This window comes from Psychromonas sp. psych-6C06 (assembly GCF_002835465.1).
In the GTDB taxonomy this organism is placed as follows: Bacteria; Pseudomonadota; Gammaproteobacteria; order Enterobacterales; family Psychromonadaceae; genus Psychromonas.
Map to the genome: position 1 here is coordinate 253,710 of NZ_PIZM01000001.1, position 15,533 is coordinate 269,242.

Genomic DNA, 15,533 nt, shown 5'->3' on the forward strand with positions numbered 1-15,533 from the left:
TACCATGAGCTGTGTGTATGTTATTCACTCAATATCCTGCTTGATCACCGGCTGAAAGATATCGCCATATAAGCTGTGCAACACCATATTCTCTGGCGTGGTTTTCTTTTTTTTAATGCTTTGCCAAGGCACAATATACAGAGTTTGTGGAAGCTCTTTATTGCCTTTAATGTAAGTCGTGGTCAGCTCTAGCTTGTCTTCTGTTTGGGTATTTTCCTGTGTCTCTTCACTGGCTTGCACATTGGCGCTCAAGCCAAGCATTAACAATAGTAAGTATGTTGCTACTCTCATCTTATTGATTCCCTAATGTCGCGCGTAACCCTGCCAACCATTGTGTCGTTGTTTCATCTTTGCTGTCGATATTGTCCAAATAAAGTTGATAGTGAGTGACGGCGTTTGCAATGTCTTGTAAATAAATATCGTAAAGTAGCGCAAGGTTATAGTGCGCTAATGCGTATTTAGGTTGGTAATTTAGTGCTTCTTGGTAGTAGGATTTAGCTTTTAATATTTCTCCTCTTCGCTGTGCTAAATTACCTGCAAGGTTAAGCGATTGCACCATTTTTGGATTTTTTTGAAGTGCTGTTGCTACTTGTTTTTGGGCATCATCATATCGTTCTTGTTTGACGCTAATTACTGCTAAATTAGCCCAAGAGCCGGCGATATCTGGCTGTAATTCACTCATTTTGGTAAACAGTTGCTGCGCTTTTTCAAGCTCGCCGTTATTGAGTGCGATGAGTGCTTTGGTGTATACCGCTAACTCAATTTTAGTTGATTCAGCACTCTCTTTTTCGTTGGTTGTTGGCTCGGTTTGCTCAACGGGAGGCGTGCTATTACAGGCGCAAAGTAGCGCGATTAATAACGCTTGAATGGTTAATTTAGTGTAAAACATTGATCACCTCTTCTACTTTAGGCTGGCGATTGTAGCGAAGTGGAAATAGTTTTTGCAGTGCGGTGAGACTGTGCCTTATCCACTTATCGTTTAGCCCATCAGCGCTGTATAGCAGGTTAATTTCATGGAACTCAATTGCTTTTTCTTCAAAGGGGAAGGCTTGATCTTCGAGTAAGAACATATATTCCTCTTTTTCATCTTCATCAAGATGTTTAGGGACTTCTGATTTTAGTAGTGCTTGGCTGAAATCGTTGTAAATTTTTGCGATAGCAAAGGTGGCTTCAGTCACGGTTTCTTCAAGACCATATGAAGAAGCTTTAGCATAAAAATTGACGCTCGCACGCATGGTTTTCTTTTTGCGTGTGAGGTGTTTTCTCAGTGGCTGAATTAAACGAATGCTACTAAAAATCTGGTTTTGTTGACGCGCTAAAGCGATAGCTGCGTTCGACGCGATATAATTGGTTCGCGCTGTTTTTAGGTTGCTCGGTGTTTTTTTATCTGCGTTTAATATCTGCTGTTGCCAATATAAGCTTTTTTTCTGATTCTTTTTGTCAAGCGTGAGTAGCGTTAACTGATACAACGATTCTTGATATACATTAAAGGGTTTGCTGTAATTTTTAACGTATTTTTCGTATGAGCGAATCGCGGCGGTTGTTTCGTTATTCTCTTGATACAGTTGGGCCGCTTTTAGTAACGAGGCCATTTTATATTCAATGCTGTCTTCGTTGCTTGACAATTTTTCAAGCTCTTTCGCTGCTGCTACATTCTGTTTTGAATTCAGGTAAGCCACAGAAAGTTTTTTAGTCACATCGGTGGTGAATTTATGTTTCGGGTAGCGCTTTCTAAACTGCTTAATATAGTCGATGGCAGGTAGCCACTTTTCATGCTCAATCGACAGGGCGATGGCATCATATAAACCTGAAGAGGCAGCCTCGGTGTTTGGTGCGACATCAATAATACGCGCATAATGACCTATCGCCTCGTCTATCTGGTTGGCATCTTTTGCCTGCTCTGCTTGGTAAAAGATGGACAACGAAAGTCCTTCGAGCGCAGCATTACGTTGTTTGCTGTTGAGTGATTTGGTGTTTGCTAAATCTAGATAGGTCGATTCTGCGACAACAAACTGTTTATCGTGAAAATAGGCGTTTGCTTTGGTGCTGTTAATGCCATTAATGAGTGTCGATTTTTTCCCACTTACCACCAGTTCACTTAGCGCAATTGCCTGTTTATAGGCTTGGTTAGCATAGGCTGTGTCACTGACAAAAGCGATCACTGTTAAGGTGTTTTTATCGGTCGGGTATTGCTGCGCATAAAGCATAGCGTAGTCAATTAGTTTACTCAGCCACGCTTTTTTATCGCTTGGGTTGGTGCTGCTTTTATGTAATTCAGAGGCCAATAAAATAGTTTGGTAGGCGGCTTCTTTATTGATGATGGTTTGCTCATCATAAGCGGCTAATTGATAGTATTTGACCGCATTGCTGTCATCACCTTGCTGCCCGTAAAGCGAAGCAAGGAGAAAATAGATGTTATCTTGACGCGCATAGCTCTTGAAATAGCGTAGGTAGTTATTGTACCAACGCTGAGCATATAAAAAGTCTTCTTGCTTTTTACTCTGCTGATATTGCTTATGGTAAGTCGCTGTTTCAGTCAGTATTTGAGATTTTAGTGCTAGGGTTGATTGCTCATATATTTTTTTGTTGATCGGACTCTGGCTTTTCCAGTAGGCGCTATCAGGGTGATAAGTTTGATAAAAATGGTTAAACGCTTCGCTTCGTTTGTCGATAAAACCCGCTTCTTTCCATATTTCGATCATTTTTAATGCCGCCAGTGGGGCATGTTTTGAGTTCGGGTTATATTTGATAAAGCTGCTAAGACTGGCTGCTGCATCATTGTATTGTTGTTGCTTGAAAAACACCGCACTTAAACTGCGGTAGATGTAATAATCATCGTCCGCGTATTCTGAACCTTCTAGGTATATATTAAGCTGCTCTGCGCCCCCTAAATATGAAAAAGACAGTGCCAATGCACGAAAGTATTCATTAAATAAGTTTTGTTGGCCGTTATTTAACTGCTCATATTCGGCAAAGCTATTTAAGTTAATAACACGTACAAAATCATCGGCCGCTTCTAAGTAGAACTGTTGCTTAAAGCGAGACCAACCACGTTTGTAGAGCGCTTTCTCATAAAACACATTGTTCTTTTTAGACACGATAATTTCGGTATATTTATCTTCTGATAACCGGTAATTGCGTTTCGTAAACTCATACTCTGCTAATCGAAATTGTGCTTCTAAATAGAATTTCGATTTAGGGTATTTGTTAGCAAGTTGTTGAAGTGCTTTATGGGTCTTTTCATACTCCCCTTTTTGGTCGTAAGCTTTGGCAAGTTGATATAAAGAAACATCATTATGGCGTGCATCAGGATAGTCCTGTAGTGATGTTTCAAGTAGTTCGATTACACGATTTAACTTCTGCTCTGCTAGCTGCGAGGCAACTTTCTCGTCTTCACTTTCTGTCAGTAGCTTCTCGGACAGTTTAAACTCGATATTTGCTAAACGGTTTAACGCTTCTGAGCGTGATAAGTCCTCTGTTGATGAGTGCTCAATATAGTTGATATAAGCATCACGAATATCGCTTTCAGATTTACTGAGGTCGACTTTTTTCTTCACTAATGGTTGCAACAGTGAGGTATCGTCCATGCTTTCGAGTGTCTGCCGTTCGGCAATATCCGCTTCATCGCCACAGGCACTAAGCAGTAAGCAAAAAAGCAGTGAGCTTGTTAGTTGTCGCATTTTAATGTGCATCATTTATAAACCATTTCATCATGTCACCAACTTATTATTGGGTGTTATTGTCAAAGAGCCTTGCTAAACCGTAACGTGACTGGTTTAAGTAGCTAGTTAGGTGGCTGGCGCGTTGCGATAATATTTTTTTACTCATTTTACTGGCTAGCTTTGCGTAAGCTTGGCTCAGTGATTGAAGTTTTTTGGTTAGTGCTGGCTGCTGAATTTGCTGGGTTTCATTGCTAAAAGTGCTGATTGCATTGTAGTTAGCAAAGAAGTAATCGGGATAATGTGTGGAAAGGTTGACTTCATTTCCGGCGATACTGACGCGCCTTGAATCATTTTTATTAATGCGTAAATCAGCAATCTCAAAAGAAGATTTTAGTGCTTGATTGATGGTCTTAATTTTTTGCTGATAATAATCACTGGCTTCACTATAACCAACAGAAGCGGGCACTAATTGGTGCGATTTTTCATAGAAAAAGGGCATCAAAAGGTGTGACTCATGTACGGGTAAATCATCTTGTGGGCGGTTTTTTAGAAAACGAGTGGCGTTTAATGCGCCAATGTCGTCATCCTGTTGTGCTGCTGTTAAAGCAATGCCAAGAATGGCTTGGTTGGCGTAACGACTATTAATGCCGACTTGGTGAAAAGTATTGCGAGCAGTGCGGTAATAGCCCTGATTAAGTAATGAGTAAGCGAGTGTGATATACAAGCGATTTAAGGTCTTCTCTTGTGGTCTTTTTTGCTGCGCCTTTAAGAGATCTTTAATAATAATATGTCCATCTGTCCACCAACCTTGACGCAAGTTAGCAATGGCGAGGTTCAATTGGGCTGCAGTGTAATGGCTTGAGCTCGCCGGGATTTTTTCATAGATTTTTATCGCTTTATAATGCTCACCTTGTTGTTGCAGGGCGATACCTGCCATCAGTAAAGCGTGCTGATGATTTTCTGGCGCTAGCAGGTTGCTATCTTTACTGAGCAGAGCTTGTACATCAGACCATTGTTCGCGTTTGAAATAGTATGTCGCTAATAGATAGTTTGCGCGTGCAGTGAGTCCATCATAACCCTGTTCGATAATATGATTAAGCAACTGGTTTGCTGCATTGAACTCATTTACTGCAAGCAATTTTTCTACATAATTGAAATATGTTGGATCGTCATAATAACTTTTTATCATGGCTAAGTTATTGACGATTAATGCGCTGTTGTGAACAACTTGCGTGGGTGCTTTATCAAGTTCTTTCTGTAATGCTGGTAACGATGGAAACTTTGCGCTTTGGTATTGAGGCTGTTTGAGTAAAGTTCGAAAAAAGGTCTGTGAAAACTGCTGATGCATGTCATCAACATCTTTTAACATGGTTGTAATTAATATTGACTCATTATCAGTGTCATCGGCCAACAAATACTGACTATAGGTTAAGCAGATAACAATAAAAAGTGTGGCTATATATTTCCAAGGATGCATTTGAATTCCGTTCACTGCATGAAGTCCATATAAAAAATTAGGACAACATTATACCTAATGTTGCCCTAATTATTTACGCTATATTTACGATGTTTGTCATTATTTAAACTTAATCTCTTAAAAATTAAGAGATTTCGTAGCTAAATAAACCTTCATCGCAAACATTAACGTTGATGTGCGAAATCGCCTCATCATTAGACATTCTGGTCAAACACTCAATCGCCATTTCTGGTAACAGTGTGCGCGTTAGTATGTTTTCAATATTACGTGCCCCAGTGTCTACTTCTTGGCTACGTGCAACAATATGTAACATTACATCATCATCGTAGCTAAAGGTCGCGTTATAGTGCTCCTTCACACGTTTAGCGATGCGGTTCATATTGATTTTACAAATTTTCAATAGATTATCATCGCCTAGTGGGTAATAAGGGATCACTGTAGTACGTCCAAGGAATGCTGGCTTAAAGTAGTTAAGTAGCTGTGGTCTGAAGTTATCTAGCAATACTTCTGGATCTGGCAGCTCTTCGCTTTGATCACAAATCGCACGAATATGTTCTTCAGCCGCATTTGAAGTCATGATGATCACTGTGTTTCTGAAATCAATATCACGTCCTTCACCGTCTTTGATGGTGCCTTTATCAAACAGGTTATAGAAGATGTCTTGCACGCCCGGGTGCGCTTTTTCCATCTCATCTAACAGGATGATGCTGTGTGGTTTACGACGAGCAGCCTCTGTTAAAACGCCACCCTCACCGTAACCAACGTAACCTGGAGGTGAACCCAGTAACATAGAAACTTTATGCTCTTCTTTAAATTCTGACATGTTAATGCAGGTGATGTTTTGTTCGCCACCATAAAGTTCATCGGCCAGAGCTAAGGCTGTTTCTGTTTTACCGATACCACTTGAGCCAACCATGAAGAATACGCCAACCGGTTTACGTGGATCCGTTAAGCCCGCACGGGAAGTTTTAATACACTCTGCAATCGCTTCTAATGCGTGATCTTGTCCGATAACGCGTTTCTCTAATGAATCTTTAAGACCCATAATAGATTTAATTTCGTTAGACACCATTTTGCCCACTGGAATACCTGTCCAGTTAGCAACAACCTCAGCAATCGCTTGCGCACCAACATTAACCTGAATCATCGGCTCATCGCCTTGTAATTCATTTAATTCACTCATTAATGTTTGTAACTGTTGTTTAATCTCAGCCAGCGTTTGCTCATCTAATAGTGCTTCATCAGCCTCTACTTCTTTATCCTGTGATACGGCAAGCTGTGCTTTACTTTGCGCGTTGAAACTATTTTCAATCTGCTTTTGTAAACCGTGAATAGTTTCAACTAGCGCTAGCTCTTTTTTCCACTGCGCTTCTTGCTCCACCAATCGTTCTTCTGACGCTGCTTTCTGTGCAATTAATTCATCAATTTTTTCTTGATGATTACCATGTGCTGCATGTTCACGTTGAAGCGATTTGATCGTAGTATCTGCTTGGAGAATAAAGCGACGTGTATTTTCCACGCTTTCCGGTGTTGCACTTTGACTTAATGAAACACGTGCGCAGGCGGTATCTAATAAGCTCACTGATTTATCAGGTAGTTGACGAGAAGTGATGTAACGACTTGATAGTTTTACTGAGTCGACAATCGCTTCGTCCATAATGTTTACACCATGGTGATTTTGCAACATACCCGCGATAGCACGCATCATGTTGATCGCTTTTTCTTCACTTGGCTCTTCAATTTTAACTACTTGGAAGCGACGTGTTAACGCCGGATCACGTTCAAAGTATTTTTTGTATTCAGCCCATGTTGTTGCTGCAATGGTACGAAGTTCACCACGCGCAAGTGCTGGTTTAAGTAAGTTTGCAGCATCGCCTTGACCCTCTTTACCACCGGCACCAATGAGCGTATGCGCTTCATCGATAAACATGATGATAGGCTGCGGTGATGCTTTAACTTCTGCGATTACAGATTTTAAGCGATTTTCAAACTCACCTTTTACGCTTGCACCCGCTTGTAATAAACCTAAGTCTAATGAACGAACCGATACATCTTTTAATGCATCAGGCACATCACCAGATGCAATACGCAGTGCAAATCCTTCAATAACCGCTGTTTTACCAACACCGGCTTCACCGGTTAAGATTGGGTTATTTTGACGACGACGAATTAAGATATCGACGATTTGACGTATCTCTTCGTCACGACCCAAGATCGGATCAATTTTGCCTTTTTTAGCATCATCGGTGAGGTTGACAGTAAATTTATCCAGTGATGGTGTGCTGCTTGGCGTCGCTGATGCCGCATTGCCGTTTGATGTAGTATCACCCATCATGTTGCTTGCTGATTCTGCTGTGCTGCCTACAATCGCACGCGTTACTTCACGTAATGATTCTGGTTTGATTTTTTTCAATTCACCAGAGAGTGCGCCTGTTGTTTGACGTAATGTATCATCAAGCAGTAATGCCGTTAAAATATGTGCTGAAGTTGCAACCGGCTGACCATACTCTACCGATGCAAGCATCCAGGCATTTTTGCTGATATCGACAATGGTCGGAGAAAGCGCTGGGGCACGGGTATTACCGCCTTTAATTCGGTCTAGTTCACGATTGATATCTTGAACAAGTCGCCCTAAGTCTACGTCGAACTTTTCTAAGATAGCGACAATATCGCTATCTCGGACTTCCAATAATTTTAATAACCAATGTTCAATTTCAACATTGAAGTGGGTACGCGCTAAACAGATCCCTGCTGCCCCTTCGAGTGCATTACGGGAGGTTTCATTTAAGCGACCAACCAATGACTTTAAATCAATTGTAACCATATATATTCCTTAAGATTATTGTCTAACTTGTCGTGATACTTGTTAGCATACGCCAGCTACTTTTTTGCAGCAGGCGACACCGCATATTTTCGTAAAGCTACTATTTTCGTTATAAAACTCCCCGACACCACCTGCACGAATCACCCAGTTGAATTTTTCTTCATCAAGGTAAACGTAGCCTGAACTAAAACATGGGAGTGCTTTATAGCGTTCGTTAAGTGTTTCTTCATGCGTTACCGCCGCATGTTCAACAAATGCGTTAAAGGTCTTTTCTGAAACATGAAAGCCTTTACAAACCTCTGCCATTTTTGGACGGGTTTCGATATTTTTGCCTTGCGCTAAAATGGCAAAACGGGGTTCGTCGTTAAAGTCCCATAAAGAGGAGCAAGCGCTCAAGGTGCTAAATAAGAAAACAGATAAACCGTATTGGCCTATTTTTTTTAGTGCACTGTTTTTCATTTTATTTTCTTTTAGAAATTGGGATGTCAACAATCTCATCAGTTGTACCTATCTCTTGTTGTTTTTTGGATAACCAACTTGTCCAGCCAAGAATCGACTGGCTATTCAGGTTGGATTGTGGAATATCTTTCTTTAGTATCCTGAGAGTGAAGCTATAGTCGTGTTCAAACCCTAGGTAAAGGCGAACGATCTCATCAAGTGCCTTGAGGTGTGCTGTATGTGGCGTAAATTGTGCTAGCTGTTGTTTATTTAAAGGGCCTAAAATTATATTTATTTTCCCCTGTGCGAACCAACCCTTTTTACCCAACATGACGGTTTTACCGAGCTGGTTATTTTGCCCTAGTGCCATACTGCTCGGAAAACGGGTACGCACATCGTCAATTAAGTCTTGCCATTGCCCCACGAACTCTTTGATCTCAACGGGCAGTGAAAAGTGACTTTCTAGAATCTGTTTTAAACCAGAAGCACTGCGCACATTGCTGTTTAATAAACCCGCGTAGTAGAGCAATGATTCATCTTTGGTATATAAGCGATCAGTTAAGTGCTTGCCGTTTAAGCCAACCAGCGCCATTAACATCTGCGTAAAATCATCTTTCACTTTACGCTTTTGTAAGTGGTTTCGTTCATATTGCAACGGCGCGTTATATTTACTTGATGCTTGAAAAAACAGCGAGGTTGTTCGGTGGTTAAAGACATCAAAAAATGCCTTCATGGAGGTATCTTTAAGTTTGAGACGTTTTAATACGGTTTCTGTGTAGTGGTATGGCAATACGCCATGGCTGCCGGTTAATCCAATAAAGTTAACATCCATCGACCACTGCTTTTTGAATTGCGTTTGTTGAGTATTATGCGTAATGGATGCAATTTCTGATGCTGGAAAAGACAGTGATTGATTGCTTGAAAAACGAATACACTCAGCCTGCGGAGGCATGAATTTACCCACCGCATGAAGTGCAGTCGAATCAATGTGATCACTGTAGTTGTTACTTCGTTCGAGTACCCTGACCGCCTGCTTAAAGGAGAACTGGTAAGGGTGCTCGGTTAACTTCTGGGTTACAGAAGTACTTTTTCGCCAGCTCGTGGAGGACATTTCTTTAAATAACCTTCTTTATTTTTGGTTTTGATCAGTAATCGTGTAAAAGAGTTGATAGAGCAATATAAGCCAAAGAAGTGCTCTAATACGGTAGCAAATAGATAAACGCTGGTGCCACTCAGTAGTGAGTCATCAATTTTAACGGTAATTTCAATACCACGACACATGGCGGTAAAGCCATCAATGGTCAATGGTGAACTGATCGGTTTGGCGTTAACTTCCATAATCGATTCTATCAATGCACGGGAAACGGCTGAGTTTTTAAAGTCGTACAAACGCAGCATCTCTTTCAAGGCCATGCAGGCATCGTTACCACCTGTTAACGATAAAAAGTTTAAGTTCAAATGCGAGATTAAACGCCAGCGAGCGTGATCGCGAAGTGGTGGTCTAACTACCCGTGTTGGTTGCACAAGGTAGCGTATTGCAGAGCACGGTGGAGCGCTATCGACACATTGTAATTGTGATTCACCCACTGAATAGGGGAGCTTTTGTGGTAAGTCGCGATTACTACACATTGTTTCGATACTAAGCGTGCGATCTTCTGGAATATTAGGGTTAAATTTTAAATCCACTAAAGATAAGAAAACGTCTGTACCTTCATCACGATCGTAATTATCTAACTTGGCATGGCGACGTTTAGCAAACCAGAATGCATGCGCATCATCTTCCTGTTGGGCATGGTTTTGTCCATAAAATGGTAAAAAGTCGAGATCTTCACCGACGTAGGAGGAAGCACACACTTTATCGATGCTGTAAACCTCATAACCGAGCGTGCGACGTGAATCAGGGGTCACTTTATATTCATGTTGGGTATGATCTAACTTAATCGGGTCTGCGCTGTGTTGAAACAGATTAATGACTGGTGTACAGCCTAAATTAAAGGTGTTTTCATCGATGTTATGTTCGAGTTCGATATCTGCTTCGTTGAGATAAATATAAAGGTCAATGGCATCTGATTGATGCGACTTTAGCTGCGCTGCAATACCGGTAATATCGATGAACATGAATTTTTCTGGAAAGGCAAAGTATTCACTGAGCAAGCGATAGCCTATAAACGAGTTATCAGGGTAGGGCAATAAACCCTCATCGCTTTTAAACCCAACCGGTTTGATGATATTTAACCCCAGATCAATCGGTTGAGTATCGTCCTCTGATTTGGCTAGAAAGCTACGGTTACAGCTGTTTAATAACATCTGGTAAATAGGGTTAATATGCTGTGACTGCCCCTTAAGATAAAAACGCAAAGTATCAATATTTAAATCACAGAAATGAATATCGCTGGAAAAAGTTTTTAATGAAAGCTTCAATACACTTTCAGCGCCACGAATACGATTAGATCCCGGAGTAAAAAAGGGTTTACCCATCACCGAAGCTTCGCTTACCTCAATCGGTAACAGAGGAACATCATAACCTGTTGTAAAACGACAGTTTTCACCTTGAAACTGTGTTGTTTCCAGTAAGGTACCACTGGCTATCGGGTAATTAGAGTCTAACTGTTCTTTGTCTGCCACAAACTGCACAACCGACATGGACGGTAAAGGGCGTTGATAATGCGGGTATAAGCTACCTAATAACGCATCACTTATTTCAGGGAAGTCGTCATTGAGCTTATGTTGAATTCGCGCGTTGAGAAAGGCAAAACTTTCTACCAAACGTGAAGCATGTGGATCTTCAATATTGTCGTTATTAATGCCTAAACGGGCTGCGATTTTAGGGTGTTCTTTGGCAAATTCAGCACCGAGTTGGCGCATGTAAACCAACTCTTTTTCGTAATAGGGGAGTAACTCATCAGTCATGGTTATATTTCCTTAACGCTAACGGAACGTGTTACAGAGTCGAGAATGGAGTCAAATACAACCACTTCAGGAATAGGATCTGCATAAATCACCGTATCAATGCGAAATCGCAGTGTACGGTCGACGCTATCGCTGTTATCTACAAAGGCAACCTTCACTGACTTAAAGCGAGGTTCGTAACTCTTAAGCGTTGTTTCTAAATGGGTGATAAATTTTTTGCGATGTTCCATATCGCGAATATTAACGGTTGCTAAATCGGGTAAACCATAATTGAAAATGGAGTGTTCAACCTCTTGAAAATCACTGCTTGGTTGTAACATATGGTAACGGGTATTTAGTAACGATTCTAAGTCACGACTAATACTGATACGTAACTGTTTCACTAGTTGGTGATGTTGTAATTTTTGTTCGTTATTGTGTAACGGCTCATCATCAAATAGTCTGTCTAAAATAGAAGGGCGTAATTTTTTATCTTTTTCAATACGTGCCATCTTTATTTCCCAAAGCTTGCAAGTTCGGTGACCAGCTCTAATTCAGACACCATTTGGTCGAGCTGATAGTGCGGTTGCACATGGATAACACATAAAAATTTACCCGGTTTATTTGGGTGTTCTTTAACGCGCACGTAGCCATCTTTCAGCGGGTACTTCGCTTGTTCGGTCCAGTCTAAATCTTCGCTACCGGTTGTGTATTGCATTAACCATTTACGGATATAATCCTCACAGCTTTCTGGACTGATAAAAGAGCCGATTTTGTCGCGTACCATTAACTTGATGTAATGGGAGATACGTGCGCCACATAAAACGTGCTGTAGCATTGATGATATTTTTGCATTGGTATCAACATCAATGGCTGCGTAACGCTTAGGTTTATGAATCGATTGGTTATTATAAAACGTGCTATAGGGTGATAAATAACCTTGGCAAAGCGAGATAAATCCTAACTCGCTGATTTTCTTTTCACTAGCATCAGTGAGTACAACATTTGTAATGGGCTTATAAGCTATATTATTTGCATCGGTTGCATGGCTATCGTGAGCAAGCTCTTTAAAAATACCCCCTGATAGGTGATTACGAGGAGCACCACGAATATGGCCGAACCAACCAATATCGGCGAATTCACGGATGAGAATACACCCAAAGGCATAACTGGCATTGCCCCATAGGTTATTTTCACCATGGCGGTCTTTTTTCTCGTAAAAGTTGACCCCTTTATAACTTGCCATCGCTGTTTGGTAAGGGCGTCGCATCAATACTTTAGGGAGTGTGACACCGATAAAACGCGTATCTGTGGTTTTACGTAGGGTATTCCATTTTGTATATTCATTTTGATCAAAAACATGGTCAAAATCGATGGGTAATCCAAACCCTGAAAAATCATCCATACCGAATAGCTCGCTGGATGCACCGGTGATGAAGGGTGAGAATGAAGCTGCCGCAATTTGTGCAATACCGGCTAAGGTTGAAAGATCATCATAAGGGTGTGCTTTACTGACGCGATGACTTATTTCATAGTCTCCAATAATCGCACCATAGGGTTCACCACCGGGAATACCAAACTCTTCGCTATATATTTTTTGAAACAGTTGGCTTTGGTCAAATTCCATCGCTTTGCTTAAATCTTTAACAACCTCTGACCATTTAATATCGAATACTTTTACTTTAACACTACGGCATCCATCGGCTTGTTTTACCAATAACCACAAACCACGCCATGAGGCTTCTAATTTTTGTAAACGAGGGTGGTGAATGATTTCATTAATTTGATCATTAATTTGTTCATCAATATTAGCGATAAGGTGCAGTAGGGCATTTTTAGCTAAGCGTGTGCTTTGTAATTTACTTTTGTCGACAAAGTTTTCAAGGCAGTATTGAAGCGCTTTAGTATCATCCTTTTCATTAACAAGATCAGTTAAATCAGTGATGTATGAAGGCTGTTCTAAAACAGAGTCTAATAGTGATGTGTCTGATTGGGTCATGAGTCTAGGCGAATAAGGCATATCTATTTACTGTGGGTAATGCTAATTCGCAGAAATGGATTCTCTTTGATAAAAAACAAGGGAATAGAAAAATGACTTAGCTGCTGTCCATTGATTAACATCAGTAAGCGCTGCAAGCCAGTAGTTACTGTTGTTGTATGGCTAAAAACAGCCTTGATTAAGTGCATTATCTATTCCCTGAGTGTTTTTTAGTTAGCTAATTAACTTGATTTTGGAATCTTAGCAACAAGACGTAATGACGTTGTTAACTCTTCCATTTGTAACCAAGGTTGTAGGTGTGCAATTGCACTATAAACACCAGGTTGTCCAGGTACTTCTTTTACTTCAACGTTTGCTTCACGAAGTGGGTATTGTGCTTTCATTTCTGCACTTGCATCAGAGCTATTATTTACGTAGCTATTGATCCATTTATTTAACCACTCTTCAGCATCACTTGCTTCTACAAATGAACCGATTTTGTCACGACCCATTACTTTTAAGAAGTGAGCAATACGAGCTGTTGCCATGATGTAAGGAAGACGCGCAGAAATTTCGTAGTTCGCTGTTGTATCAGGATCATCAAATTTCTTCGGTTTCTGCGTTGTTTGTGCACCAAAGAACACCGCGTAATCAGTATTTTTGTAGTGACATAATGGAAGGAAACCAAGCTTACTTAATTCCGCTTCACGACGGTCAGTAATACCAATCTCAGTCGGACATTGTGAATCTAAATCCCCATCGTCACTTACGAATGTATGGCTTGGAAGCCCTTCAACTTTACCGCCACCTTCAGCGCCACGGATACTTGTACACCAACCGTAAGTTGCAAATGATTTAGCCAGGGTTGCGCCCATTGCGTAAGATGCATTCATCCAACAGTAATGTTCGTGTTCACTTTGACGTTGACGACCATCTGAACCAATTGTGCCCTCTTCGAAGTTAAATGCTTCGATAGGTTTTGTAGCAGCGCCGTAAGGAAGACGTGCTAAAACACGTGGCATAGTTAGCGTTACAAAGCGTGAATCTTCAGTATCACGGAAACCACGCCATTTGATGTATTCAGAAGAGTCGAAAATTTTCTCTAAGTCACGTGGCTTAGAAAGCTCTTGGAATGAGTCGAAACCAAACATTTGTGGTGCAGTTGCTGCAATGAATGGACAGAAACCGGCTGCTGCAATGTTAGAAATGTTTGCTAACATGTCAACATCGTTCGGGTGAGAAGAGAACTCGTAATCACCGATAAGTGCTGCATAAGGCTCACCACCGGCTGTACCAAACTCACTTTCGTATACTTTTTTGAAGGTTTGGCTTTGGTCAAACTCAACGGCTTTTTCTAGATCTTTTTGGATCTCTTTTTTGCTCACATTTAATACACGAATTTTAAGCTGAGAACTGGTCTCAGAATTCATGACAACGTGATGTAATCCACGCCAAGAACCTTCAAGTTTATTGAATTTTTGGTCTTGCATAATGGCAGATAACTGCTTTGATAATGCAGAGTCAATCGCATCGATAGCCGCATTAATCGTTACCGTTAAGCTTTTATCCCAAGTAACAGTCCCATTCATCGCTTCTTGCGTAAGCGTTTTTAATAGCTCTTCTGTTTCGTTACGTGGTGTTTGACGTGTTGCACCGATTGCTTGCTCTAAAAAGCTACTTTCTAGTACTTCACTGCCTTCCGCTTGTGCTACTGCACTCTCTTGTACTGACATTATTTATCTCCTTCTGAGTCTTTTGCTTCAACACCTAACTCACCAGAAATAGAAGCTAATGCTTCTGTGTTGTTTAGGATGTTTTCTAAGATATCTTCTAACTCTTCAGAACGATCGGCTTTACTCAGTAGGTCACGTAATTTATCACGTGTTTCAAGTAATTTCTTAAGCGGTTCAACTTGATCAACAATTTTATGCGGTTCAAAATCTTCGATGTGGTTGAAGTTTAATGCCACAGACATTTCACTGCCGTCATCTGCTAATGTATTTTGCACTTTCAAGTTCAGGTTAGGTGCTGTTTTAGCCATGATATCGTTGAAGTTATCACGGTCAATTTGTGAAAATTTACGGTCTTTAAGGGCTTTTTTGTTCTCAGTGTTATCACCTGAGTAATCACCCATTACACCCATAACAAAAGGAATATCCTTTTTCGCTACTGCGCCGTTTGTTTCAACATCATAAGTGATGTGTACGCGGGGTTTCCTTACTCTTTTCAGTTTGTTATGAATACTTTCAGCCATGTTTTTTCTCC

13 protein-coding genes are annotated in these 15,533 nt (G+C 40.8%); all 13 read right to left on the bottom strand.

The genetic code is table 11. From position 1 onward, the window contains the following. Positions 1–24: 24 nt before the first annotated feature. Positions 25–291 carry a hypothetical protein gene (locus CW745_RS01105; RefSeq protein WP_101106543.1) on the bottom strand — a complete coding sequence of 89 codons (267 nt, stop codon included), beginning with the start codon at positions 289–291 and terminating at the stop codon, positions 25–27. A gap of 1 nt (position 292) precedes the next feature. Next, entirely contained in the window at positions 293–889 is a 597-nt protein-coding gene (locus tag CW745_RS01110; protein WP_101106544.1) for a tetratricopeptide repeat protein, read from the bottom strand. Then, entirely contained in the window at positions 876–3,695 is a 2,820-nt protein-coding gene (locus CW745_RS01115; RefSeq protein ID WP_101106545.1) for a tetratricopeptide repeat protein, read from the bottom strand. Before CW745_RS01115 ends, CW745_RS01110 begins: the two co-directional genes overlap by 14 nt. Positions 3,696–3,726: 31 nt before the next feature. Beyond that, a complete protein-coding gene (locus CW745_RS01120) occupies positions 3,727–5,154 on the bottom strand; it encodes a hypothetical protein (RefSeq protein WP_153069727.1) in 1,428 nt (475 codons plus the stop codon). Between the two features lie 109 nt (positions 5,155–5,263). After that, entirely contained in the window at positions 5,264–7,963 is a 2,700-nt protein-coding gene (gene tssH, locus CW745_RS01125; RefSeq protein ID WP_101106547.1) for a type VI secretion system ATPase TssH, read from the bottom strand. Positions 7,964–8,005: 42 nt separating this feature from the next. Beyond that, positions 8,006–8,422 (bottom strand): hypothetical protein, encoded by a 417-nt coding sequence (locus tag CW745_RS01130; protein ID WP_101106548.1) that lies wholly within the window; start codon positions 8,420–8,422, stop codon positions 8,006–8,008. Position 8,423: 1 nt separating this feature from the next. Beyond that, positions 8,424–9,512, bottom strand: a complete 1,089-nt coding sequence (gene tssG / locus CW745_RS01135; protein WP_101106549.1) for a type VI secretion system baseplate subunit TssG — start codon at positions 9,510–9,512, stop codon at positions 8,424–8,426. Further along, the gene (tssF, locus tag CW745_RS01140; RefSeq protein ID WP_101106550.1) at positions 9,476–11,311 is read right to left on the bottom strand and encodes a type VI secretion system baseplate subunit TssF; all 1,836 of its coding nucleotides are present in this window, start codon (positions 11,309–11,311) and stop codon (positions 9,476–9,478) included. The genes tssG and tssF overlap by 37 nt, the downstream gene beginning before the upstream one ends. 2 nt (positions 11,312–11,313) lie before the next feature. Continuing rightward, the gene (tssE, locus tag CW745_RS01145) at positions 11,314–11,802 is read right to left on the bottom strand and encodes a type VI secretion system baseplate subunit TssE (protein ID WP_101106551.1); all 489 of its coding nucleotides are present in this window, start codon (positions 11,800–11,802) and stop codon (positions 11,314–11,316) included. Between the two features lie 2 nt (positions 11,803–11,804). Next, positions 11,805–13,289, bottom strand: a complete 1,485-nt coding sequence (tssC, locus tag CW745_RS01150; RefSeq protein ID WP_202973134.1) for a type VI secretion system contractile sheath large subunit — start codon at positions 13,287–13,289, stop codon at positions 11,805–11,807. Positions 13,290–13,312: 23 nt separating this feature from the next. After that, positions 13,313–13,477 (bottom strand): hypothetical protein, encoded by a 165-nt coding sequence (locus CW745_RS16635; RefSeq protein WP_193755507.1) that lies wholly within the window; start codon positions 13,475–13,477, stop codon positions 13,313–13,315. A gap of 33 nt (positions 13,478–13,510) precedes the next feature. Beyond that, positions 13,511–15,001, bottom strand: a complete 1,491-nt coding sequence (gene tssC, locus CW745_RS01155) for a type VI secretion system contractile sheath large subunit (RefSeq protein WP_101106553.1) — start codon at positions 14,999–15,001, stop codon at positions 13,511–13,513. After that, positions 15,001–15,522: a type VI secretion system contractile sheath small subunit gene (gene tssB, locus CW745_RS01160; RefSeq protein ID WP_101106554.1), complete on the bottom strand. Its 522-nt coding sequence runs from the start codon at positions 15,520–15,522 to the stop codon at positions 15,001–15,003. The genes tssC (CW745_RS01155) and tssB overlap by 1 nt, the downstream gene beginning before the upstream one ends. Positions 15,523–15,533 lie beyond the last annotated feature (11 nt).